24 protein-coding genes are annotated in these 21,987 nt (G+C 53.4%); 9 read left to right on the top strand and 15 right to left on the bottom strand.

Annotated elements, in window-relative coordinates; genetic code table 11:
- Window positions 1-117 precede the first annotated feature (117 nt).
- The 6 genes from JKP81_RS06960 (at window position 118) to JKP81_RS06935 (ending at window position 6,063) form a co-directional block, all read left to right on the top strand.
- Window positions 118-432 (top strand): PTS sugar transporter subunit IIB, encoded by a 315-nt coding sequence (locus tag JKP81_RS06960; protein WP_017458127.1) that lies wholly within the window; start codon window positions 118-120, stop codon window positions 430-432.
- Window positions 433-444: 12 nt separating this feature from the next.
- A complete protein-coding gene (locus tag JKP81_RS06955; protein WP_020455796.1) occupies window positions 445-1,773 on the top strand; it encodes a PTS cellobiose transporter subunit IIC in 1,329 nt (442 codons plus the stop codon).
- Window positions 1,774-1,810: 37 nt separating this feature from the next.
- The gene (locus JKP81_RS06950; RefSeq protein WP_200551150.1) at window positions 1,811-3,199 is read left to right on the top strand and encodes a glycoside hydrolase family 1 protein; all 1,389 of its coding nucleotides are present in this window, start codon (window positions 1,811-1,813) and stop codon (window positions 3,197-3,199) included.
- A 6-nt stretch (window positions 3,200-3,205) separates the two neighbouring features.
- A complete protein-coding gene (locus JKP81_RS06945) occupies window positions 3,206-3,517 on the top strand; it encodes a PTS lactose/cellobiose transporter subunit IIA (protein WP_044489757.1) in 312 nt (103 codons plus the stop codon).
- 149 nt (window positions 3,518-3,666) lie between these two features.
- A complete protein-coding gene (locus JKP81_RS06940; RefSeq protein WP_017458123.1) occupies window positions 3,667-5,046 on the top strand; it encodes a carbohydrate porin in 1,380 nt (459 codons plus the stop codon).
- Window positions 5,047-5,160: 114 nt separating this feature from the next.
- Window positions 5,161-6,063 carry an EamA family transporter gene (locus JKP81_RS06935; RefSeq protein WP_200551149.1) on the top strand — a complete coding sequence of 301 codons (903 nt, stop codon included), beginning with the start codon at window positions 5,161-5,163 and terminating at the stop codon, window positions 6,061-6,063.
- A gap of 10 nt (window positions 6,064-6,073) precedes the next feature.
- Here the strand turns inward: JKP81_RS06935 and nepI are convergent, their stop codons facing one another.
- The 3 genes from nepI to JKP81_RS06920 all read right to left on the bottom strand — a co-directional run bounded on the left by nepI (window position 6,074) and on the right by JKP81_RS06920 (window position 8,542).
- Window positions 6,074-7,258 (bottom strand): purine ribonucleoside efflux pump NepI, encoded by a 1,185-nt coding sequence (gene nepI / locus JKP81_RS06930; protein ID WP_200551148.1) that lies wholly within the window; start codon window positions 7,256-7,258, stop codon window positions 6,074-6,076.
- Between the two features lie 201 nt (window positions 7,259-7,459).
- Entirely contained in the window at window positions 7,460-7,993 is a 534-nt protein-coding gene (locus JKP81_RS06925) for an SRPBCC domain-containing protein (RefSeq protein ID WP_200551147.1), read from the bottom strand.
- 96 nt (window positions 7,994-8,089) lie between these two features.
- Window positions 8,090-8,542 carry a DUF1198 domain-containing protein gene (locus JKP81_RS06920; RefSeq protein WP_200551146.1) on the bottom strand — a complete coding sequence of 151 codons (453 nt, stop codon included), beginning with the start codon at window positions 8,540-8,542 and terminating at the stop codon, window positions 8,090-8,092.
- A gap of 104 nt (window positions 8,543-8,646) precedes the next feature.
- On the opposite strand from JKP81_RS06920, the gene JKP81_RS06915 reads away from it, so the two are divergent.
- A complete protein-coding gene (locus JKP81_RS06915; protein ID WP_200551145.1) occupies window positions 8,647-9,549 on the top strand; it encodes a LysR family transcriptional regulator in 903 nt (300 codons plus the stop codon).
- A gap of 9 nt (window positions 9,550-9,558) precedes the next feature.
- Here JKP81_RS06915 and ilvN read toward each other — a convergent pair whose 3' ends face one another.
- The 3 genes from ilvN to ivbL all read right to left on the bottom strand — a co-directional run bounded on the left by ilvN (window position 9,559) and on the right by ivbL (window position 11,739).
- Window positions 9,559-9,843, bottom strand: a complete 285-nt coding sequence (gene ilvN / locus JKP81_RS06910; RefSeq protein ID WP_017458118.1) for an acetolactate synthase small subunit — start codon at window positions 9,841-9,843, stop codon at window positions 9,559-9,561.
- Between the two features lie 3 nt (window positions 9,844-9,846).
- Window positions 9,847-11,535 carry an acetolactate synthase large subunit gene (gene ilvB / locus JKP81_RS06905; RefSeq protein ID WP_200551144.1) on the bottom strand — a complete coding sequence of 563 codons (1,689 nt, stop codon included), beginning with the start codon at window positions 11,533-11,535 and terminating at the stop codon, window positions 9,847-9,849.
- A 105-nt stretch (window positions 11,536-11,640) separates the two neighbouring features.
- A complete protein-coding gene (ivbL, locus tag JKP81_RS06900; protein ID WP_110093690.1) occupies window positions 11,641-11,739 on the bottom strand; it encodes an ilvB operon leader peptide IvbL in 99 nt (32 codons plus the stop codon).
- Window positions 11,740-12,249: 510 nt separating this feature from the next.
- Between ivbL and tisB the strand changes: the two genes are divergently transcribed.
- Entirely contained in the window at window positions 12,250-12,339 is a 90-nt protein-coding gene (tisB, locus tag JKP81_RS06895) for a type I toxin-antitoxin system toxin TisB (protein WP_017458115.1), read from the top strand.
- Between the two features lie 55 nt (window positions 12,340-12,394).
- Here tisB and JKP81_RS06890 read toward each other — a convergent pair whose 3' ends face one another.
- The 9 genes from JKP81_RS06890 to sctV form a co-directional block, all read right to left on the bottom strand.
- Window positions 12,395-13,465, bottom strand: coding sequence for a flagellar biosynthesis protein FlhB (locus tag JKP81_RS06890; protein WP_200551143.1), 1,071 nt, complete (start codon window positions 13,463-13,465; stop codon window positions 12,395-12,397).
- Between the two features lie 3 nt (window positions 13,466-13,468).
- Window positions 13,469-14,272, bottom strand: a complete 804-nt coding sequence (sctT, locus tag JKP81_RS06885) for a type III secretion system export apparatus subunit SctT (protein WP_200551142.1) — start codon at window positions 14,270-14,272, stop codon at window positions 13,469-13,471.
- Window positions 14,269-14,535, bottom strand: coding sequence for a type III secretion system export apparatus subunit SctS (gene sctS / locus JKP81_RS06880; RefSeq protein ID WP_200551141.1), 267 nt, complete (start codon window positions 14,533-14,535; stop codon window positions 14,269-14,271). Before sctS ends, sctT begins: the two co-directional genes overlap by 4 nt.
- Before the next feature lie 14 nt (window positions 14,536-14,549).
- Window positions 14,550-15,203: a type III secretion system export apparatus subunit SctR gene (gene sctR / locus JKP81_RS06875; RefSeq protein WP_200551140.1), complete on the bottom strand. Its 654-nt coding sequence runs from the start codon at window positions 15,201-15,203 to the stop codon at window positions 14,550-14,552.
- Window positions 15,203-15,820 (bottom strand): FliM/FliN family flagellar motor switch protein, encoded by a 618-nt coding sequence (locus JKP81_RS23545; RefSeq protein ID WP_234455548.1) that lies wholly within the window; start codon window positions 15,818-15,820, stop codon window positions 15,203-15,205. Before JKP81_RS23545 ends, sctR begins: the two co-directional genes overlap by 1 nt.
- 440 nt (window positions 15,821-16,260) lie before the next feature.
- Entirely contained in the window at window positions 16,261-16,731 is a 471-nt protein-coding gene (locus JKP81_RS06865; RefSeq protein ID WP_200551138.1) for a hypothetical protein, read from the bottom strand.
- The gene (locus tag JKP81_RS06860) at window positions 16,703-18,079 is read right to left on the bottom strand and encodes a FliI/YscN family ATPase (protein WP_234455563.1); all 1,377 of its coding nucleotides are present in this window, start codon (window positions 18,077-18,079) and stop codon (window positions 16,703-16,705) included. The genes JKP81_RS06865 and JKP81_RS06860 overlap by 29 nt, the downstream gene beginning before the upstream one ends.
- Complete coding sequence (locus tag JKP81_RS06855; protein ID WP_200551136.1) at window positions 18,073-18,975, bottom strand: FHA domain-containing protein; 903 nt, start codon at window positions 18,973-18,975, stop codon at window positions 18,073-18,075. The genes JKP81_RS06860 and JKP81_RS06855 overlap by 7 nt, the downstream gene beginning before the upstream one ends.
- 11 nt (window positions 18,976-18,986) lie before the next feature.
- Window positions 18,987-21,095 (bottom strand): type III secretion system export apparatus subunit SctV, encoded by a 2,109-nt coding sequence (gene sctV / locus JKP81_RS06850; RefSeq protein WP_200551135.1) that lies wholly within the window; start codon window positions 21,093-21,095, stop codon window positions 18,987-18,989.
- A gap of 346 nt (window positions 21,096-21,441) precedes the next feature.
- Here sctV and JKP81_RS06845 point away from each other — a divergent pair, with 346 nt between their 5' ends.
- Window positions 21,442-21,987, top strand: a complete 546-nt coding sequence (locus tag JKP81_RS06845) for an RNA polymerase sigma factor (protein ID WP_200551134.1) — start codon at window positions 21,442-21,444, stop codon at window positions 21,985-21,987.

Raw genomic sequence — 21,987 nt, 5'->3', positions numbered from 1 at the left:
GATAATTCATAGACATTGACAGCTATCACACTTCTGCGGCGAACAAATGGAAACCGGTTTCCATATGATATCCAATCGACCCCGCAATAACTTTTTACACTTCGAGGATGGTTAACGATGTTCAGGATTATGTTGTGCTGTTCAGCCGGTATGTCCACCAGCTTACTGGTGAGGAAAATGCTGGAAGCCGCGAAGGAGCGCGATATACCGGTAGAGATCGACGCGTATGGCGTCGCGGAGTTCGACACGCAATTTCCGCGTTACCAGGTCGTGCTTCTCGGACCGCAAGTCAAATACATGTTAAACACGCTGTCAGAAAAGGCCGCCGCTCAGGGCATTCCGGTCCAACCCATCAACCCGATGGACTACGGAATGCAACGTGGCAATGAGGTACTGGACTATGCACTGTCGCTCATAGAAGCGGCGCATTAAAAAGGTGTTCTTATGAGTTCCTTATATCAATCAATGATTACGGTTATTGAGCAAAGTATTACGCCGCTGGCCGGTCGCCTCGGGCAACAGAAGTACGTTATCGCTATTCGCGACGGTTTTACCGCCGCACTGCCGTTTATGATCATCGGCTCGTTTATGCTGGTGTTTATCTTCCCGCCGTTTTCCGCCGACACCACCGTTGGTTTCGCCCGCGCGTGGCTCGATTTCTCCACCGAATACCGCGCGCAGCTGATGCTGCCGTTTAACCTCAGCATGGGGGTAATGACCTTTTTTATCTCTGTCGGGATCGGCGCGAGCCTGGGTCGCCAGTTTAACCTCGATCCGGTGATGACCGGTCTGCTGGCGTTTATGGCGTTTTTGCTGGTTGCCGCACCGTATGCCGATGGCAAAATTTCTACACAGTATCTCTCCGGCCAGGGCATTTTCACCGCGTTGCTGACATCGATTTACTCCACCCGCGTTTACGCCTGGCTTAAGCAGCACAACATCACCATTCGCCTGCCAAAAGAGGTGCCGACCGGCGTTGCCCGTTCGTTTGAAATCCTCATTCCGGTGCTGGTGATCATTGGTACGCTGCACCCGCTGAACCTGTTTATTGAAGCGCAAACCGGCATGATCCTGCCGCAGGCGATTATGCACGTGCTGGAACCGCTGGTTTCCGCGTCCGATTCCCTGCCTGCCATTCTGCTTTCCGTGCTGCTGTGCCAGATCTTCTGGTTCGCCGGTATCCACGGTTCGCTGATTGTCACCGGCATCATGAACCCGTTCTGGATGGCAAACCTCTCCGCCAACCAGGCTGCACTGGCTGCGGGCGCTGCGCTGCCGCACGTTTATCTGCAAGGTTTCTGGGATCACTACCTGCTGATTGGCGGCGTCGGTTCCACCCTGCCGCTGGCGTTCCTGCTGCTGCGTAGCCGCGTCGCACATCTGCGCACTATCGGCAAAATGGGCGTCGTACCGAGCTTCTTTAACATCAACGAACCGATTCTGTTCGGCGCGCCGATCATCATGAACCCGATGCTGTTTGTGCCGTTTGTCTGCGTGCCGTTGGTTAACGCCGTGCTGGCTTACACCGCCACCAAAATGGGCCTGCTGGCGCAAGTCGTCTCCCTGACACCGTGGACAACGCCTGCGCCTATCGGTGCGTCCTGGGCGGCGAACTGGGCCTTTAGCCCGGTGGTGATGTGCCTGATTTGTATGGTGATGTCCGCCCTGATGTATCTGCCGTTCCTGCGTGCTTACGAGCATTCATTAATGAAAGCAGAAGAAGAAAAAGCGCAGAGCAGCGCGCCGATGACGGAAACCGTCCGCAGTAACTAAGCCGTAATGCATTAGCAGTAACGAAAAGGAGTCGGTAATGAAATACGTATTTCCCGCAAACTTCTGGTGGGGCAGCGCCTGCTCTGCGCTGCAAACCGAAGGGGAAAGCCAGCAAGGCGGTAAAAGCGCGACCACATGGGATGCCTGGCATGCCAGCCAACCGTGGCGCTTTCACCAGCAAATTGGGCCGCAAGCGACCTCGACGTTTTATCGCCACTGGCGGCAGGACATCGCGCTATTAAAGCAGCTCAAGCACAACAGCTTTCGCACCTCTATCAGCTGGTCACGGCTGATCCCGGATGGCGACGGTGAAGTGAACCCGCAGGCGGTGGCGTTCTACAACGAGGTCATCGACGAGCTGCTGGCGCAGGGTATTACGCCGTTTATCACGCTGTTTCACTTTGATATGCCGATGGTGATGCAGGAAAAAGGCGGCTGGGAAAGCCGGGAAGTGGTACAGGCTTTCAGCCGCTATGCGCAAATCTGTTTCGAGCTGTTTGGTGATCGGGTGCATCACTGGTTCACCTTTAACGAGCCGATTGTGCCGGTAGAAGGCGGTTATCTGTACGATTTCCATTACCCGAACGTGGTGGATTTTAAACGTGCGGCCACGGTGGCGTACCACACGGTACTGGCGCATGCCAGCGCGGTGAGAGCGTTTCGCGCCGGGTTTTACGCCGGTGAGATTGGCATTGTGTTGAACCTGACGCCGTCCTATCCACGTTCGCAGCACCCGGCGGATGTGAAAGCGGCGCACTATGCCGATTTGCTGTTTAATCGCAGTTTTCTCGACCCGGTACTGCGCGGCGAGTATCCCGCTGACCTGGTGGCGCTGCTGAAAGAGTATGACCAGTTGCCCACCTGCCAGCCGGACGATATCGCGCTGATTGCAGAAGGGAAAATCGATCTGCTCGGCATTAACTATTACCAGCCACGGCGGGTAAAGTGCCGGGACAGCGCGGTCAATCCCGATGCGCCGTTTATGCCGGAGTGGTTGTTTGATTATTACGAAATGCCAGGGCGCAAAATGAACCCGTACCGCGGGTGGGAAATTTATGAGCCGGGTATTTACGATATTCTCACTAACTTACGCGTCAATTACGGTAACCCACGCTGTTTTATTTCCGAAAACGGTATGGGCGTCGAGAACGAACAGCGTTTTATTGAAGATGGGCAAATAAACGATAGCTATCGTATTACGTTTGTTCGCGATCATCTTATCTGGCTGCATAAAGGAATTAGCGAAGGGTGTCATTGCCTTGGCTACCATATGTGGACATTTATTGATAACTGGTCATGGTGTAATGCCTATAAAAACCGCTACGGTTTTGTGCAATTAGATCTGGCAACGCAAAAACGTACCATTAAGAAAAGTGGAGAGTGGTTTGCCGCCACCGCTGAAAATAATGGTTTTACTCAGGATTAAATGACAATGATTGAACTCGAAGAAGCGGTAATGGAAATTATCGTCAATGCCGGACAGTCACGCAGCCTGTGCTTTGAAGCGCTGCGCGCGGCAAGGGCAGGCAATCTTGACGAAGCGCGCCAGTTGCTGAAGGAGGCGGATGGCTACTCGCGCCAGGCGCATCACATGCAAACCAAATTAATCGAACAGGATGCGGGCGAAGCCCGACAACCGATGACATTAATTATGGTACACGCGCAGGATCATTTAATGACGTCATTATTAGCGCGTGAGTTATCTGAAGAGATAATTCAGCTTCACACTTTATATCGGCAATAATTAACGGAGAAATTGATTACGGTAAATCTTAATTAAGCTGTACCCGCATTTATAAAATAAAAGCAGTTCGTAATGGTGATGGCAATAATCTCTGCCCGGTCACCCGGGATGGTTATTGTCTGAGAATAACTTACTAAATTGAGATAACCATGAGAATTAATAAAAAACTTCCAGTGGCGCTGGCGGTTGCGGCCACCCTTTGCTCTGGCTCCGTCTTCGCACAAGAGTTTACCCAAGAGCAAATCGATGCCATCGTCGCCAAGGCGGTGGATAAAGCGCTGGCGGAACGCCAGGCGAAAATGGACGCCGCGATTGATAAAAAAGCGGATGTGGTGGTGGAACCGCAAAGCGCGGCGCAAACCCCGGATTTGGCGGTGCCTTACGGCGTGAAATTTAGCGGTTACGCCCGCTACGGCGCGCACTTCCAGTCTGGCGATCAGAAATATGTTGGCGTTGATGGCTCCTATAACGGCGCGTCGGCGATTGGTCGTCTGGGCAACGAAGGCAACGGCGGTGAATTCCAGCTCTCCAAAGCCTTTAAAGGCGACAACGGCGCTATCTGGGACGTCAACGTGATGTTCGATCACTGGGGCGACGAAGTTAACCTGAAAAAAGCCTATGCCGGGGTGACCAACCTTCTGGCGTCCAACCCGAACGCCTACTTCTGGGCGGGACGTGATTTCCACCAGCGTCCACAACAGGGCATCAACGATTACTTCTGGATGAACCACGACGGCCAGGGCGCCGGGGTGAAAAACTTCGATATCGGCGGCGTGCAGTTTGACGTTGCGGCTGTCGGTTCGGTCGCATCCTGTAGCCCGGAAGTACTGGAAGATGAAGCCAACCCGTCGCGCATCACCTGTACTGGCGGCTCCAACGTCGGCGATAAAGGTAACTATGCGGTGACCTCCAAAATCCACGGTATGAAAGTCGGCCCGCTGGATCTGGAAATCTACGCTAACTACGGTTTTGACTCGAAAGCGATTGAAAGCGATGCCCGTCTGAAAGCCTGGCAAGGTGGTGCGGTGTTGAGCCACACCTACGACCACGGCATTAACAAACTGATCGCGCGCTACTCCGATAACGCGGATAACAGCGTATTTAACAAAACCGACGATCTGACCGCGATTTACGCCAGCTTCGAAGGCAGCTACAAATTCTCCCGGCAGACACAGGTGGACTACCTGCTCGCGTACCACGACTACGACAACAGCGCCAACAAAGCGGATAACCGCCGCAACTATGGCGCGATTGTCCGCCCGATGCACTGGTGGAACGATGTGCACTCCACCTGGCTGGAACTGGGTTATCAACGCGTAGATTATGATGACGGCGGTGATAACCACGGCTGGAAAGCAACCCTGTCGCAGAACATCTCTATCGCGATGGGACCGGAGTTCCGCCCGATGCTGCGCTTCTACGTGACCGGCGGCGAAGTGGATAACAAACGCACCGCACGCGTGAACGGCACCAACGACTCGACGCTCGATTCGTTTAACATCGGCGCGATGTGGGAAGCCTGGTGGTAAGGTAACAAAACCGGAGGCGGTCCCCCCTCATGCCGCCTCCGGTTAAACTCTGTACATGTGTTATGATGCGCGGCCTCACGATAAGTCATCAGCATCACAGAGTTGGGTTAGCACATGGGTTCGAGCAAGAAAGGGATGTTTTACGTCCTGGCCGCCGCCGTTTTATGGGGCAGTTCCGGGGTTTGCGCGCAGTACATCATGCAGAAAAGTCATATCGCCTCGCCGTGGCTGACCATGACGCGACTGCTGTTCACCGGGGTGATTTTGTTAACGCTGTCGTTTGTCCACGGTGACAAAATTTTCGCCATCCTGAAAAACCGCAAAGACGCCTTTAGCCTGCTGTTCTTCTCGCTGTTTGGCGCGCTGACCGTGCAGCTCACTTTCCTGCTGACAATTGAAAAATCCAACGCCGCCACCGCGACGGTGCTGCAATTTCTCTCCCCGACCATTATCGTGGCGTGGTTCGCCCTGGTGCGCAAAGCGCGCCCCACCTTCCCCGTAGCGTCGGCAATTGTCACTTCGCTTATCGGTACATTTTTACTGGTGACGCACGGCAATCTGACGTCGCTCTCTATCTCGCCTGAAGCGCTGCTGTGGGGCATTGTCTCGGCGTTTGCCGCCGCGTTTTACACTACCTACCCTTCGCAGCTGATCGCCCGTTACGGCACGTTGCCGATTGTCGGCTGGAGTATGTTGCTGGCGGGATTGATGCTGACGCCGTTCTTTGGCGGGCAGGGAAATGATGTTGTGGTGAATGGCCGCCTGCTGATGGCCTTTTTCTACCTGGTGGTGATTGGCACCGCGCTGACGTTTAGCCTCTATCTGAAAGGCGCGCAGATGATTGGCGGGTCGAAAGCCAGCATTCTGAGTTGCGCTGAACCGCTGAGCAGCGCCCTGCTGTCAGTGGCGCTCCTCGGCGTGGCGTTTTCGCTGCCGGACTGGCTCGGCACGCTGCTGATTGTCTCGTCGGTCTTGCTGATTTCCTGGGATTCGCGGCGCAAAATACGCGCCGCCTGATCCGCCGGGTTTACGCTTTTACCCGCACTTTCGCGGCCACCAGCAGCGCCGTTAACAACATCAGGCTACCGGAAAGCACCAGCGGCGAGAGTAAACCGTAGTGATCCAGCGCAAAGCCGCCAATCGCCGCGCCGCAGGTGTTGGCAAGCTGGATCACCGCCACCTGAATGGAACCGGCTTTTTCTGCCTGATCGGCAAGCGTGCGGGTGATCCACGTTGACCATCCCACCGGGATCAGCGCAAAACCCAGCCCCCAGATAATGGCGATGCCCGCCGCGACAACCTTATCGCTGCCCCACAGAATCAGCACCAGCGCGCTAATTGCCAGGGTTAATGGCGCAAGCGCTAACGCCAGTTTCACCGAGCGCTTCATTACCACCGAGGAGAATGATGTACCGACAAAGCTGGCGATACCGAAGCTCAGCAGCACTAACGTCAGCCCGTCGACGTCAAACCCGGCGAGATTCATATAAACCGGGCGAATATACGTGAAGAACGAAAACTGCCCGGCGAAGACCATAAAAATGGCGATCATCCCGGCCAGTACGCCAGGGCGCTTGAGCAGGCCGAACATGTTCTCGTGGTGCTCGGTTTTCCCCGGCAGCGATGGCAATGCCCGCCACACCCAGATGATACAGACCGCACCCATCAGCGCCGCGCCGTTAAACACATTGCGCCAGCCGATGATGCCACCAAGAAAACTGCCGAGCGGGGCGGCGATCACCAGCGCAATCGACACCGCGCCAAAAATCACCGACAGCGCTTTTGGTACGACGCGCATCGGCACCAGCCGCATGGTCAGCGACGCCGACATCGCCCAGAAACCGCCTAACGCCAGACCAAGGCAGGCCCGACCCAGCAGCAGCAGGGTGAAATTAGTGGCAAACGACACCAGCAGGCAGGAAAGCGTAAGCAGCACCGCGAACGCGATCACCACATAACGACGGTCGGCCGCGCGAATAACCGTGGTGATAAACAGGCTTGCGAACATGGCGACAAACGCCGTCACGGTGACGGTTTGCCCGGCCAGACCTTCCGAAACGCCCAAGTCCAGCGCCATTGGCGTGAGCAGGCTTACCGGCAAAAACTCCACGGTAATCAGGCAGGCCACGCAAAACGCCACGGCGAAAACCGCCGACCAGTTCGGGCGGCTTACCGCATCCGTTGAAGAGGGCGTAACAGATTGCTCACTCATTAGTTACCTGCTTAGTTTTTATTCGTGAAAGTCGCGCAGTGTAACATTCAAAATGTGTGACGCAATTAACAATTTGGCAACTCTGTGGCGGCGATGAATTCAACCGCCAGGCACAAAGCCGTGTCCGCCAGTGCGCATACGCCACCGTGGTGTCGCGGCATAACGGCGGCGGGTTTTATGCCGCGTCACCAGCACCAGGAGCTATTTAACCTGTGCGTTACGCGCCGCCGTTGCCAGGCCAACAATCCACTCCTGGTGAGCATTGATCATCGGGTTTGGCACCGCACTCGCCAGTTGCTGCGCCGGAACACCGGTTTGCGATTCCTGGGTCAGGATGCGCACGCGGTTACCGGGTAAATCCTCAAATAGCCAGGCGTGAATCACATCCAGGCGCGATTGCGCATCCCCTTCCACCCAGCCGTACCAGGCGATACGCGCGGCCTGTCCTTCAACCGGCGGCACATATTCACACACCTGCGCCTCGACCGGAAAACCAAAAGTGGTGAAACAAAAACGGGCACTGGCGCTTAATAACGGGCCGCTGCCATCATGGAAACGGATATCTTGCGCGTTGCTGTAGTAAGTCGGCCACAGGCGGGTGTCGTTCAGTTGCGCCCAAATGTCGTGTGCCGTTAGCCCGGCGACAATGATTTCGTTAGAGGCAAAATTATCGGTGGTGCCGGGCAGGTAATCTTGCGGCCAGACAATGGCGCTTTGCGTCAGAGATTGAGTCATGGTGTACCTCGTCATGGATGAACGAAGCCACTTTGCGCCGCGCGGTGTTATAAATCTAATGACTATCTTTGATGAGCATCATCACGCTGCGTGATATCAGTGCAACCAGTGAACACCTTCTTCGGGCATAAACAAAGTGTTATAGCGCATCTGGAAATTGATGAGATCGGCTCTGTCCGGTTCCAGTTCGCGAAGAAACCCTTGCGCCAGGCGGACTTGTGCATCGGTGACAGGCGTTGCCAGCCGCGCTTTTTGCAGCAACCGGTGCCAGTAAACCAGGTTCTGCTCGCTGCTATCGACAATAGACACCTGCCAGATCAGTAACACCTGGGCGGCGTTTTGCAGGTGCGCTTCGTCCGGGCGCGTCAGGTAGCTTAAATATTCGTTACCCGCGCTTTTTCCCATCTGGTCGATCATCGATTCCACCGGCACGGGCTGGATGTTGATTCGGTCGGTGAGGCGGCGAATCGCACGGCGAGAATCAGAGGTTAATACCCTGAAACCAATAACAAAAACCACCACCAGCGTTGCCAGCATCAACCAAATCATAACCGCTCCCGAGGCGCAAAAGAGGCTCATCATACGGGGAAATTACCCGCTACGGACAGCCGTAAATGCGATAATCTTTATTATCGCTCTGGCTGGTCACTATCATGAATAACGATATCAGAAACCTCGATCTTAACCTGTTGAAAACGCTCGATGCCCTGCTTGATGAACGCAATGTCACGCGCGCTGCCGCTCGCCTTTCGCTGACGCAACCGGCGGTAAGTGGCATGTTGACGCGCCTGCGTGATTATTTTGCCGACCCGCTGTTTATCCGCGCGCCGCATGGCATGGTGCCCACGCCTCGTGCGCAGGCCCTGGCGGCACCGGTTAAACAGATTCTGGCGGATATCGACCGCTTGCTGAAACCCACCGCCTTTGACCCGCTCAGCGCCACGTTTATCTGGACGCTGGCGGCCACTGACTACGCGCTGAAAGTGGTGATCGTGCCGTTTATTGCGGAGCTGAAAAAGCACGCGCCGGGGATCCGCATCCGCGTTGAACCCGTGGAGCCGCAGCGGCTGGTGAGCCAGCTTGAGCGCGGCGAAGTGGATGCGGCGTTAATGACCCCGCACAGCACGCCGGAAGCGCTGCACAGCCGGGCGCTGTTTGATGAGCGTTTTGTCTGTATGATGCGCGCTGACCATCCGGATGCGGCGCAAGGAACGCTGACACTTGAACGCTTCTGCGCGCTGGAGCATGCGCTGGTGTCGTGGGATGGCGAGCGCTTTCGCGGTGTGGCGGATAACGCGCTGGCCGCAATCGGCAAAAGCCGCCGCGTGGGCGTGTCGGTGAATAACTTCCTGATCCTGCCAGAGATGTTAACCGTCAGCGATATGATTGCCGTGGTGCCGCAACGCCTTGCCAGCCTGACGCCGGGCATGTGTATACGTGAAGCGCCTTTGCCGATACCGGGGTTTACCAAAACCCTGGCCTGGCACGAACGCAGCCACCGCGATCCGGCACATCAGTGGCTACGCAACCTGCTGTTCGACATCAGCCAGCGTTAAGCGCGGCGATTACTCAAAGAACAGACCGAGTTTGTTGAACACGCCGGGATCGGTCTGGTGGCGGATAATCTGCACCACATCTTCCAGCTTATCGATCTGACTAATCATCTGTTCCAGCCGCTGGTCGTTCGCCACCTGGAGCCAAATGCGGCTCTGCTCGCCGCTTTGTAGCGGCAGACAAAGGATGCCTTCGACGTTGAACGCGCGGCGGGCAAACAGCCCACACACATGCGTCATCACGCCCGGATGGTTGCGCACGGTGAGTTCGAGAATGACGTTATCAGTTGTTTGCATGGCTTATTCCCCCACCATTTCTGTATTCGCCGCGCCCGGCGGCACCATCGGGTAAACTTTTTCTTGCGGGTCGATACGCACATGCACCAGCGCCGGGCCCGGACGGGAGATTATCTCCTGCAACGCGGCCTGCGGGTTGGACTCGGCGTTTAAATCGCAGGCGTGCAGGCCAAAGCCAGCGGCAATCTGCATAAAGTTGATCATACCGGGATAGGTTGCGGCAAAGACGCCGGACTTGTAGAACAGGCTTTGCTGCTGATGCACCAGCCCCAGCGCTTCGTTATTCATCAGGATGATTTTCACATCCAGATTATTTTCCGCAGCGGTGGCCATCTCCTGGATGTTCATCATCAAACTGCCATCACCGGAAAAGCAGATGATTTTACGCTCCGGATTCGCCAGCGCCGCGCCAATCGCCGCGGGCAGGCCAAAGCCCATGGTGCCCAGCCCGCCAGAAGTCAGCCACTGGCGCGGGCGGTTCAGCGGGTAAGCCTGTGCCGTCCACATTTGATGCTGGCCGACATCGGTGGTGATAATCGCACTGTCATCCACGCAGGCAGCGACCGCATTGATCAAACCGTAATGGGTGAGCGGGTCGCCCGCTTGCGGGATCGCGCCGGGAAACTCTTTTTGCAGCTGCTCCACGGTGTTGCGCCAGGCGTGGCGGGAATGGGCTTCGACTTGCGGGATCAGCGCATCGAGCACTTCACCAACGTCGCCCTGAATTGCCACATGCGCCTGCTTCACTTTGCCTAACTCCGCACGGTCGATATCCACATGAATAATTTTGGCATTCGGGCAGAACTGTTCAGTTTTGCCAATCGCCCGGTCATCAAAACGTGCGCCAAGCACTACCAGCAGATCCGCTTCCTGCAAAATGTAGTTGGTGCTGCGCGCGCCGTGCATTCCCAGCATCCCGAGCGACAGCGGGTGCTGTTTCGGTAACATGCCGAGCGCCATCAGCGTCATGGTGGTGGGCAGGTTGGCTTTTTCTGCCAGGTGGCGGATTTGCTGCGGTGCGTTAATCACCCCGCCCCCCAGGTACAGCACCGGGCGCTCGGCGGCATTGATCATCTCTGCGGCGGCGTGAACATCCTGGGCGTTCCAGGCGGGCGCTGGCGCTTTATGACCCGGTTCCGGCAGCTCGCTGAGGGTGATTTCCGCCGTCTGCACATCTTTAGGAATATCTATCCACACCGGGCCAGGGCGACCTGACTGCGCAATGCGAAACGCATCGCAAATCACCTGTGGCAGTTCGCTGATATCGCGAACCAGATAGTTGTGTTTTGTGATGGGGATAGAGATGCCGTAAGTGTCCACTTCCTGGAATGCATCGGTGCCAATCATCGAGGCCGGAACCTGGCCGGTAATGCAAATCAGCGGGATGGAATCAAGACGCGCGTCAGCAATGGCGGTCACCAGATTGGTCGCCCCCGGCCCGCTACATGCCAGACAAACCGCCGGTTTGCCCTGCGTACGCGCCATACCCTGTGCGATGAAGCCCGCGCCCTGCTCGTGGCGCGCCAGCACATGGCGAATCTGTTTGCTTTGGCTTAGCGCGTCGTATAACGGCAAAACGGTGCCGCCGGGGATGCCGGTCACGGTGGTGATGCCTTGACGCTCCAGTAAATGAACAATCAGCTGCGCGCCTGTGTAGCGCGTGGATTGCGATGTGTTGCCCGAACTTGCCATGCTCCAGTCCTTTTCTTCTGAGCCGGCTTTCCTGGAGGGGCTTAAACGAAAAACCCCGCCCGGTTTGCGCCGGCGGGGTTTTGGAATCGTGTGTTGTTCCGGACCCTACGGCGCATTGCCGACGACCACCACCACACGCACGACGACCACCGCGGCGTTATGCGCGGTTTTTAGTAGGTTCATCGGATTGGTGGAAGCGTTCATTAGGGGCCTGTCTGTTGTGTTATTTACGAGATTTATACAAGCACAGGAATCATTCGCCGACAACTGCTTTTTACGCACCCGCAGAAAACTGCGCAGCCGATCACGTTTATTTGCCTGGCGTCTGAAAACAAAAAACCTCGCCGGAGCGAGGTTTTTGTCAGCATTTTCGCGGTTGGTGACCGCAAAACACACTGCGTTACGTCAACCAAGCAACTATACGACGAATCCTGCGGATGCGCAATTTTCAGGCGGTTTTTCCCGCATTGAGTATGGATCAATGTCGAAAATTCCGCCAATAAATACTGTATATATAAACAGTGTTAATATATAATGACCTTGCGAACCAGCGTGAGGGGCCGCGTTCTACGGCGCAAGAATTCCTGGCTGAAACGGGTGGTGCCGTCAGTGCCTTAACCCCTCAAGAGCACACTGCGTTACGCCAACAACAAGGCTGGCAACAGGTAGCGGAAAGGTACGCCAGCCGGTGCTCCTTGACCAGAGGAGAAGCGTATGGGCGGAATGGAGATGTTTATTCTGATCCTGAAACTCATTGTTGCCTTGTTGCAACTGCTTGAAGCTGTCCTGAAGTTTTTGCGGTAATTCAGGTTCAAGTCGCACCAAAGAGGGGCGGGAAACCGCCCCTCTTTTACGCTTATCAGGCTGGCTCTGGCTCGCGATTTTTCATTTGCTGCAGCTGGTTGTAAATATACGCCGTGTGGGCAATCGCCTGGCGTGGAATGGCCTGCCCACTCTCATATTGCATCAGCAGATGAACTAACTGCGGCGCGTCGATAACCGGAATGTTCAACGCGCGGGCGCTATCGAGAAGCCCGGATACCGCGTCTTTACCCTGCTGTTTAAAAAGAATATGCGGCAACGCGATGTTCTGCTGTTCGTAACGCAGGAGAACCGCCCGTGATGCGGCATCATTCAGCACCACATCCGCCAGCTTTAACATCTCCCCGGGCTGCGGCACGTCGACGGGCACCGGCGGCGGGCTCATCATCAGGCTTCTGCGGTACGATTTAATATGCGGATCGCCTTCGGTATCTTTGTTTTCCCGGCGAACCTCCTCAAGGCTCATCCTTTGCGTCTTGATAAACAGATATTTTTGCAGGCCGAAATCGAGCGCCGTCCAGACCGCAAGCAATATCAACATGTGGTGAAAGATGTCGCTAACCAGGTTACGCAGCACCTGCGGTAAGCGCATCAGCGGGCTTGCCGCCAGGAAGACGATTTCGTTGATATGCGGATAAACCGCGCTGTAGCTGGCATAGACAATTGTTAAGAATTTCAGCAGGCTGCTCACCAACTCTGCAAGCTCCCTGGAGGAGAACATTTGCTGAATTTTTTGTAGCGGGTTCAGGCGTTCAAATTTTGGCATCGCCGATTCGGGCGCGATGAGAAAGCCAAATTGCAGCCAGTTTCCTAATAACCTTGCCCCTATCGCCACACCCAGAACAGGCGCCAGGAAGATACTCAACTCCACTGCCAGCAATTGTGTTAACCGCTTTGCCGCTGTAATAAACGGCAGCGTCATGAAACTCAGCGCCACAGTAAAGAGCTGCTGCAGGCGAGCAATTCCGCGCTCCATCATCATAAAAATGAATTCCATCGCCAGCGTGATCAGCAGCAGCAACGGCACACCTTCATTTTTAAAAACATTCCCTTTCTTACGCTCATCACGGATTTTTTTCGGTGTGGGTTGCTCGTTTTTTTCCGCCATCGCTTAATCCGCTTTTAGGTTAAGCGTGGAAAAAATCATCGGGATGACGCGCTCAGGCTGCAATAATTGTTGCTCAGCGAGATGCAGTAATGTCGGGATATACACCACCAGGAAGGACAAACCGATAATAATTTTTAACGGGATGGTCACGGTGGTGACCTGCATTTTCGGGCTGTAAAGGCTCAGGATCGCCACGCTAAATTCGATCATCAGCATCAGCACCGCAAAAGGTGCGCTGTAAATAACAATAAAAGAGAATATTTCTGCAATAAAAGATAACCACTGTTTAAAGGTTGCCGCTGTGTCAGTGAAGAAGAGCTTATCTATCGGCCAGAAGGTGTAGCTGCGCCAGAGAATATCGATAAGATAAGCGAAACCGTGAAAATGAATAAAAATTAACAGGAAAATACTTTTAAAGACATAGCCAAAAAATGATCCGCTGTTGGTTATCGCCGGGTTTATTTGCTCACCCATTTGACCGCCGCTCTGATTATCAAACAGAACTCCGACGCTTTCGAATAACCAGAAAGGTACAACTAACAGAAAGCCTAAAAAAATACCCAGCAGCGACTCTTTTATCATCATGATAATAAACATGACGCCTTTGACATTGCCAAAATCGGGTTGCGCATAAAAGGTGGTTGCGGGAATCAAAGTAAACACCAGCGCGATACTGTAGAGCACCGCACCTCTGATCTCCTTGAAAGAAAAAGCAATAATAATAGCCATGCAGGGATAAATGCGCGCACAGGCACTCACCAGTGCCATTAACGCCTCACCTAACCAGTCGAAAGAGACAAACGTCATTGCCAGGCTCTTATTTGGCTGATTAAGTCAAAACAGTTAATACTTAATTGCACTATTTTTTGCAGCATCCAGTGGCCGGAAAAAGCCAGAATGACGCCAACAGCTACCATTTTTATGGCAAAAGGTAATGTTGCATCCTGTAATTGCATCACCGATTGCAGCAGCGCAATGATAATACCCGCTACCACAGCGGTCACCACCGGAGGAACCGATATCAACATTGCCAGCACTAATCCCTGCTTGAGCAGTTCGACAATATACATATTTATTCTCATCGCTAAATGTAGCTGTAAAATAATCCTTCGAGTAAACGGCTCCACCCTTCTATTAAAACAAAAAGCAGTAACTTAAGCGGAATAGCAATAAACATGGGTGCCACCATTTGCATTCCCAATGCCATCAGCACTGTCGATACAACGAGGTCTATCACTAAAAAAGGAATATAGATTAAAAAGCCAATTTTAAAGCCAGACTGTAATTCCGAAAGAACAAACGCGCTTAATATCAGCGCCGGGTTATCGCGCGTTATTGGGTTACTCGCCTGATCTTTCCACAGCTTTTTTGCCGCTTCCGTCAAACGAACATGGGTATCTGCATCAATATTGCGCTGTAAAAAATTTTGCAGCGGCGCAATTACCGTCGGGTAGTGAGCATAAATCGCGGCGACATCTATTTTGTCCGGTGAGATTTGTCGCACGCGCTGGGTTATATCATTAAACACCGGTCCCATAATAAACAGCGTCGCGGCAAGCGAGATGCTGTAGATCACCATATTGCCGGGCACCTGCTGTATGCCCAACGCGTTGCGTACAATCAGCAAGACAACGGAAATTTTAAGAAACGAGGTGGAGATAATCATCAGCAAGGGCAACAACGTCAGCGCCGCGATAAACAGCGCCAGCGCCGCGGGATTGATCTGCTGAATATCCATCAGAAATGCTCCATGCGGATAATTTGCAGCCCCAGCACGCCTTCAACATCCACCAAAGTGCCCTGCGCCAGCGGGCGCTCGCCATAATAAATCGCCGCCTGACCGGGGGTAAAATCCGTGAATGTCAATATCGAACCCGCCCGCAGCGACTGCAGCGCGTCGAGGGTTAACGTTAGCGTTCCGGCACGCAGCGTTATCCGTAGGGGGACAGATGAAAGATCCGGCATTTCATGAGGTTGTGACGGGATCTCGCGCGACAAAGGCACCGGGGGAATCGTCGCGTCCGGGTGCGGAAATGCCGTATCAACAGGGGTGAATTCCATTTCAATCTCCTTATGGGAAACAATCGTAAAGCTGTGCGCCAGCGGGGCGCATTGTTGTAAAGAGAAGCACTGTGCGCCGATTTGCAGTTGCCCTGATCCTGCCGGGTTAAAAAGCCGGTTTTCTGGCAGCACAATATCGCCAACGCGCAAATGCCGTAATGCCGACGCCGCAAGCTCCGTTGAGGCCAGGATCAACGGGAAAGAGAGTAAAAAATGCTTATTTTGCTGCGTCGGGGAAAAGTGCCATGCCGGATGCTGAAGCAGGCGAATTAATGTTAACGGCGACAGCGCCATTAACCCTCTTTCATATTGCTCGCTGTTTTTTATTTCAATCCAACAATAAATTTCCGGTTCATGGTTTTCCTCAGCAGGCTGCAAGTAACCCACTATATTTTTAATTTCCTGACTGAGCGCGGAGTTATATACATCCCAGTACCAATGTGCCGAGGAATTATTATTTTCGGCTAATAACGGACAAAGCGATAACAGGTTCAGCAAAGGTTCCGCATTATAAAGGCGTAATTTCCCGTATTGGCTGGCAAAACATATCGGTTTATTCGGCAGTCGTTCTCCCGCCTGCAACGGAAAGAGCCGTAACTGGCCTTGCTGGTCGTTAAGTTGAAAATTCAATATCGGTTGTCGATCCAGATATTGCCGAGCAATGACCTCATCTTTGCTGACAGGAGGAAAAAACAGCGCAGCTTTATTCATCAATAATAGCTCTTTGCCCAACACTAAATGGCATGCAGATGTTCAAGGATAAAACGAAACTTTTCCTGCCGTTTTCTTTTCCCGATAACCTGCTGGAAATGCGCGGCGACTTTATCGCACTGGCGCAGGTAATCAGTTTCTTGCTCTTTAACCCGCGACACGGCATCTTGCTGTTGCTGCACCATTGCCTGTTCTTTTTCAAGCCATTTTCGCATATCCATTAACGATAACGCGCGCTGTGTATTACGGTCGCTCATCGAACAAAAGTAATCACGATTATATTGGGCGATATGTTGTGAATGGCGATTAAGCGCATCAAGTTGTTGCGCCATTTTTACCATTTCGCGCTGTTGCTTTAACCACGCCAATTCCGTTTTTACCGTCCGGTAATGATAAAGCGATAATAACTGGCGCAGCAGCGAAGTTAATCTTAATGACTTATCTGCGGCATTTTCATCCTCTTCGTTATAAAACACCTTGCGGATCCGGAGCATTCGCCACGACCTCCCGTAATTGATTTAAGGTTATTTCAGGCGCTCGCGGCGCGCGTAATGATTGTTTGAGAATATTATCCAGTGCCGGATTAACCGCAACCGCGTAATCGGTAAAAGGATCGCTACCGGTCTGGTATTCTCCCAGGCGAATTAACATTTCGATATCGGCATAGGCCGTCATTAATTGCCTTATATGTGTGGCAATAGTTTGCTGTTCAGTTCCCGTAATCGTATTCATCACCCGGCTCAGACTGGCGGCAACATCAATTGCGGGATAATGCCCCTGATCGGCCAGTTTGCGCGAAAGGATAATATGCCCGTCCACTAAAGAGCGCACTTCATCGGCTATCGGGTCTTGCATCGAATCTTGTTCAACCAGCACCGAATACAGCGCGGTGATGGCGCCTTGCCGGGTACGCCCACTGCGTTCAACCAGCCGCGAGAGCAAGTTGTAAACCGAAGGAGGAAAACCATTACGCCCCGGCGGTTCGCCACTGGCAAGCCCGATTTCGCGCTGTGCGCGGGCAAGACGTGTCAGCGAATCAACAATGAGCAATGTGGATTCCCCTTGCTGGCGAAACCCTTCAGCGATGGCGGTGGCAGTAAACGCGGCGCGCACACGCTCCATGCTGCTGCGATCCGAGGTGGCACAAACCAGCACGGTGCGCTGGCGTAGCGCTTCATCAAGCTCCCTGTCCATAAACTCACGCAGCTCGCGCCCGCGCTCACCCGTCAGACAAAACACGATAGTGTCGCAAGGGATGTTTCGCGCCAGCTCCGCCAGCAGCGTTGTTTTACCGCATCCCGCCCCGGCAAAAATCCCCGCCCGCTGGCCTGCGCCCAGCGTCAGCAAACCGTCGATACTGCTTAGCCCGGTGTAGAGCGGCGCCTCAATACACAGGCGATCGGTCGCCAGCGTGGCGTTATGCATGACGGGCACGGCTTGTGCAGTTAAGGTGTCGACGAAAGCAGCCCGGCCTTGCCCATCAAGGGCGCGACCAAACCCATCGAATACGCCCCCTTTCAGCGCGGGCGAGACGTGAATACTGTGCGGCAAGCCTAAAGGGTGGACTGCTGAACCTGGCTTAATTCCCTCCAGCGTATCCAGCGCGGCAAGTGAAACCTCTTGCGCATCAAAGCCAATCACTTCAGCCAAAATCGGGGCGCCCGTCGTGCGTGGCAAAAGACATAAGTCTCCTAATCGCGCGCCCGGCAGATGACACTGCAAAACGATGCCGCTAATCCCGGTCACCGAGCCGATAATGTTTACCGGCTCTGTCTGCTCAAGCTGGCGTTGTGTGGCCTGCTGCCAGCGGGCAAATTCCTCTTGCCAGTAGTCGCTCACCAGGGCACCTCGAACCGCGTTTCGCCCTGAAAGATCAGCTTTTCTTCGTTAATGGCGAGAAGTTTGATGCCATTAATCTCATCATTGATAAACACCCGCAGCCCCTGGTCGGTCACGATATACGGGGATGCTCCCTTTACCACAAGGGCAATGCGAAAAGGCAGCGGTGGCGGCGGCTGGACAATATCCACTGAGATTTGCGCAGCACTCTGGTACTGCCGGGCAAACTGTTGCAGTAACGCCTGCGTTTCAGCCTGTAACTTATCATCGCCGACAAGATGCAAAATGATGTCGTCATTGCCGGTTATCTCCAGATCGACGCGTTGCCCTAAGCCGGCCTGCTGAAGCAGCGAGGCCAGCATTTCGCGGGTTTGCGCGGCAGATTCAAGAAACGTTTTCTGCGGTTTCGGCACCGGCGTTGAAATCGCTGTCGGTTGCTCGTCCTTGCCGGAAAAACCGCCCAGCCCGAACGCGCCTATCGCAAGGAAAAAACAAACTGCAGCCACGGCTTTATTCAGTCGGCGGCGCGGTCTTTCAGCTACAGGCGCGTGCGAACCCGCCTGGCTGTCTGCTTGCGCCGTGGGAGCGCTTTCCGTTTCCCACGGCGTGTCGGACTGCGCCACACATAACCAAATCCCCGCCAGCGAGAATGGCGTACCGGGTTCAAGGCTGTCGATTTGTTCGACCCGCCGCCCTTCATTGGTCAGCACCGCGCCTTGCAAAGCTTCCACCTGCCAGCCGTTGTCCGTCGCACGCAGCCGGCAATGGTTTTGCGCAATCGCCGCGTCGTATAACACCATGTCCGCATCGGGCGATGATCCAATTAACCACTGCGTACCGGTTAAAGGTAACAGTGCGCCGCTATTCAGACCGCTAAGCACTCTCAGTTCATAGAGCACGATATTTTCCCTCAATCTGCTGCATGTTCTGCGGGTTCGTGGGTTTCTGCTTCAAGATCGATCCGCCCCTGGATCTGGACTTTTATCGATGGAATTAGCTCCGAAAAGGTGAGTACCGGAACAGACGTGGACGACTCCCGTAGCAGACCGGCAAGCGGGCCACGCAACTCTGGCTCGACAAGCAGCACGCAAGGGGACTCTTCATCAGCGGGAAAGCACTGCGCTAAACGGGAAAGTAACGCCTCATGCATCACTGAAGAGAGCGTCATCGGCTGCGCATCCGCCGCGTTTAATGCCTGGCGGAACACCGCTTCCGTGGCGGGTGCCAGTAACCAGCTATTCAGCGTTTCATTTTGGCTGTACTGGTAACAAATCTGCTCTCTCAGCGCGTGGCGAACCTGCTCGGTTAACACCATCAGGTTGGATTCATGGCGGCTGTTTTTAATCAATGTTTCGGCAATCAGGCGCAGCGGTCGCAGGGTGACACGTTCTGCGGCTAGCCGCTGCAAAACAGCCGAAAACCACGCGATGGGCAAGCACCTTTCGAGTTCATCGGCCAGCTCAGGCTGCTCGCTTCGTAGCCAGTCGACCAGCGATTTGCTCTCTTGTAAGCCGACAAATTTCCACCCCGTTGACAGAATAGTCCGCTGCATCCTGGCGAGGATCAGATCGCCAGACGTGCGCTTTTCGTCCCCGTACTGAGATAAGCGGTGATCGTCAACGTCAAACCATCGCAAGCCTTGCTCTTCGCGCTCTTCAAGCCCGGGCGTACCGTCATCTTCTGCGACCAGTCTGGCGTTGACGGCGCACTTATCAGGATCATACGTTGCGCGAATAACCGGCACTTCATACACGCAGAAACGAAATTCATCGGGCGCCAGCTGCTCATTACCCTCAAGCTCGAAAGAGGGCAGCGTGAGGCCATATTCAAAAACCGTGTCGTTGCGTAGGGCATACATGCGCTGGAGCAGTTGTTCAAACGCTGGCTGTTGCTGATGCTGTGGGTGAAATTGCATCAGGTAGGGGCGCAGCGGAAAAAAGCGGCGAACATTTTCATAACCCATTAGTTCTGCTGAATTATCTTGCTCAGCGCCGACAATCGATGGGTTAGATTGCCCAGCCACTTCAAGCCGGTGCTTTTCCTGCCGGGTGAGCAGGAAGGCTAACGTCAGGCAGAGCAAACTCAGGGTGGTGAAAAGCATTGCTGGCATGCCAGGCACCACCGCAAACAGCGCCATAATGATGCCGCAATAGATCCAGGCTTTCGGGTGGCGCGTTAACTGCCAGATGATCTCACCGCCAATATTGACGCTGGACGCTGCATTATCAGAATTGACGCGCGTAATAATAATGCCCGCCGCGAGCGAGATCAGCAGCGCCGGGATCTGCGCCACCAGACCATCACCAATGCTTAAAATCGAGTAGATATGCATGGCGTCGGCGGCGGGCATGCCGTGCTGCAAAATGCCGACGGAAAAGCCACCGATTAAGTTAATAAAGACGATGATAATCCCGGAAATGGCGTCACCTTTGACGAATTTCATCGCCCCGTCCATGGCGCCAAAAAGCTGGCTCTCTTTCGTCAGTTGTTCGCGGCGAACTCTCGCGTCTGCCGTATCAATCAGGCCCGAGCGTAAATCGCTATCAATGGCCATCTGCTTACCGGGCATTGCATCCAGATTAAAACGTGCAGACACCTCTGCAACGCGCTCAGCCCCTTTCGTAATGACCAGAAAGTTAACAAGCGTCAGGATCAAAAAGATAACCAACCCCACAGCCAGGTTGCCGCCGGCGACAAAATTACCAAAAGTTTCAACAACATGACCAGCATCATGCTGCAATAAAATCATGCGCGTCGTGGCGACAGATAACGCGAGGCGAAACATGGTTGTCAGCAATAAAACGGCCGGGAACGTCGAAAATGCCAGCGGATGGGGCATAAATAATGCCTGGATGGCCAGCAACGTGGCAATACAGATATTCAGAGAGAGGGCGGTATCAATAATAAAAACTGGCAGCGGTAAAACCATCATAAAGACAATCGTCATGACAATAACCGCACCAATGAGTTCCGTCTGGTTAACCATTCGAACGGCCAGTTTCGTGAAAAGCATTCTCATGAAAACCACATATTTTCATATTGTTCGAATAAGTAATTTTTATTAACCATCGATAATCATCTCAGTATTAGATAACGCATCAGAAATTGACATTTTTCAAATCAATCAAAAGGCAACACCTCAACGTTAGTGGGCATAAAGTGTAAAACTGTACAAAAGAAAATGCCTAAAAGCTCACCAGGCATTATGGAAAAAGGATTAACACTTTCCTGCAGCACGAAAAATAAAAACACACAGCCTCGGGTGAGGCACATTCAAAATAATCTTCATGCTAACCAGGCAGATTTGCATTTAATTGCCACTCATAAATGAACAAGGAATAAATCGATAAGAAAAAGGAAGTTTTATGGGGAAGTTGCCCATCAGGGTTAAGAATGAATCAGCGAATAAAGACGCGTTCGATATCGATGAGTTAGTTGCAAAGACAATGACTCGGCTCAAAAGCTTTATCAGCCGCCGGGTTTACAACCAGAGCGATGTTGATGACCTTGTGCAAATGACTTACCTTGAAGCGTTTCGCAATCAACATAAGTTTATTGGCGCGTCGAGTAAAGAAACCTGGTTATTTGGTATTGCTTCTAACTTGGTACGAAATCATTTTAAAAAGACATTTAGTAAACCTGAGGTGGTAGCGCTGGATGATGTCAACTTTTTAATTTCCGATCAGATATTCAATCCTGATTATATCAATGAACACAAAATACAACTTTCTGAAACCATTGCCATGGTCGATAAATTGCCGCTCAAAATGCAAAGCGTCATTTACCATATTATGGATTCAGACACCAGTTATAACGACGCCGCCGAGCAATTAGGTATTCCCATTGGAACAATACGTTCCAGACTCTCCAGAGTTCGAAAAATACTGAAAAATAATCAACAAGAAAGGTAA

It is taken from the genome of Kosakonia sp. LAM2021 (genome assembly GCF_016620385.1).
Taxonomy (GTDB): Bacteria; Pseudomonadota; Gammaproteobacteria; order Enterobacterales; family Enterobacteriaceae; genus Kosakonia; species Kosakonia sacchari.
The sequence above is the reverse complement of the archived record's forward strand: the minus strand, read 5'-3'. Positions and strand labels throughout refer to the sequence as shown.

Bases quoted from the DNA above. Each gene is read 5' to 3' on its own strand.
- JKP81_RS06960 (WP_017458127.1), top strand. From the start codon at position 118: ATGTTCAGGATTATGTTGTGCTGTTCAGCCGGTATGTCCACCAGCTTA.
- JKP81_RS06955 (WP_020455796.1), top strand. From the start codon at position 445: ATGAGTTCCTTATATCAATCAATGATTACGGTTATTGAGCAAAGTATT.
- JKP81_RS06950 (WP_200551150.1), top strand. From the start codon at position 1,811: ATGAAATACGTATTTCCCGCAAACTTCTGGTGGGGCAGCGCCTGCTCT.
- JKP81_RS06945 (WP_044489757.1), top strand. From the start codon at position 3,206: ATGATTGAACTCGAAGAAGCGGTAATGGAAATTATCGTCAATGCCGGA.
- JKP81_RS06940 (WP_017458123.1), top strand. From the start codon at position 3,667: ATGAGAATTAATAAAAAACTTCCAGTGGCGCTGGCGGTTGCGGCCACC.
- JKP81_RS06935 (WP_200551149.1), top strand. From the start codon at position 5,161: ATGGGTTCGAGCAAGAAAGGGATGTTTTACGTCCTGGCCGCCGCCGTT.
- nepI (WP_200551148.1), bottom strand. From the start codon at position 7,258: ATGAGTGAGCAATCTGTTACGCCCTCTTCAACGGATGCGGTAAGCCGC.
- JKP81_RS06925 (WP_200551147.1), bottom strand. From the start codon at position 7,993: ATGACTCAATCTCTGACGCAAAGCGCCATTGTCTGGCCGCAAGATTAC.
- JKP81_RS06920 (WP_200551146.1), bottom strand. From the start codon at position 8,542: ATGATTTGGTTGATGCTGGCAACGCTGGTGGTGGTTTTTGTTATTGGT.
- JKP81_RS06915 (WP_200551145.1), top strand. From the start codon at position 8,647: ATGAATAACGATATCAGAAACCTCGATCTTAACCTGTTGAAAACGCTC.
- ilvN (WP_017458118.1), bottom strand. From the start codon at position 9,843: ATGCAAACAACTGATAACGTCATTCTCGAACTCACCGTGCGCAACCAT.
- ilvB (WP_200551144.1), bottom strand. From the start codon at position 11,535: ATGGCAAGTTCGGGCAACACATCGCAATCCACGCGCTACACAGGCGCG.
- ivbL (WP_110093690.1), bottom strand. From the start codon at position 11,739: ATGAACGCTTCCACCAATCCGATGAACCTACTAAAAACCGCGCATAAC.
- tisB (WP_017458115.1), top strand. From the start codon at position 12,250: ATGGGCGGAATGGAGATGTTTATTCTGATCCTGAAACTCATTGTTGCC.
- JKP81_RS06890 (WP_200551143.1), bottom strand. From the start codon at position 13,465: ATGGCGGAAAAAAACGAGCAACCCACACCGAAAAAAATCCGTGATGAG.
- sctT (WP_200551142.1), bottom strand. From the start codon at position 14,272: ATGACGTTTGTCTCTTTCGACTGGTTAGGTGAGGCGTTAATGGCACTG.
- sctS (WP_200551141.1), bottom strand. From the start codon at position 14,535: ATGTATATTGTCGAACTGCTCAAGCAGGGATTAGTGCTGGCAATGTTG.
- sctR (WP_200551140.1), bottom strand. From the start codon at position 15,203: ATGGATATTCAGCAGATCAATCCCGCGGCGCTGGCGCTGTTTATCGCG.
- JKP81_RS23545 (WP_234455548.1), bottom strand. From the start codon at position 15,820: ATGGCGCTGTCGCCGTTAACATTAATTCGCCTGCTTCAGCATCCGGCA.
- JKP81_RS06865 (WP_200551138.1), bottom strand. From the start codon at position 16,731: ATGCTCCGGATCCGCAAGGTGTTTTATAACGAAGAGGATGAAAATGCC.
- sctV (WP_200551135.1), bottom strand. From the start codon at position 21,095: ATGAGAATGCTTTTCACGAAACTGGCCGTTCGAATGGTTAACCAGACG.
- JKP81_RS06845 (WP_200551134.1), top strand. From the start codon at position 21,442: ATGGGGAAGTTGCCCATCAGGGTTAAGAATGAATCAGCGAATAAAGAC.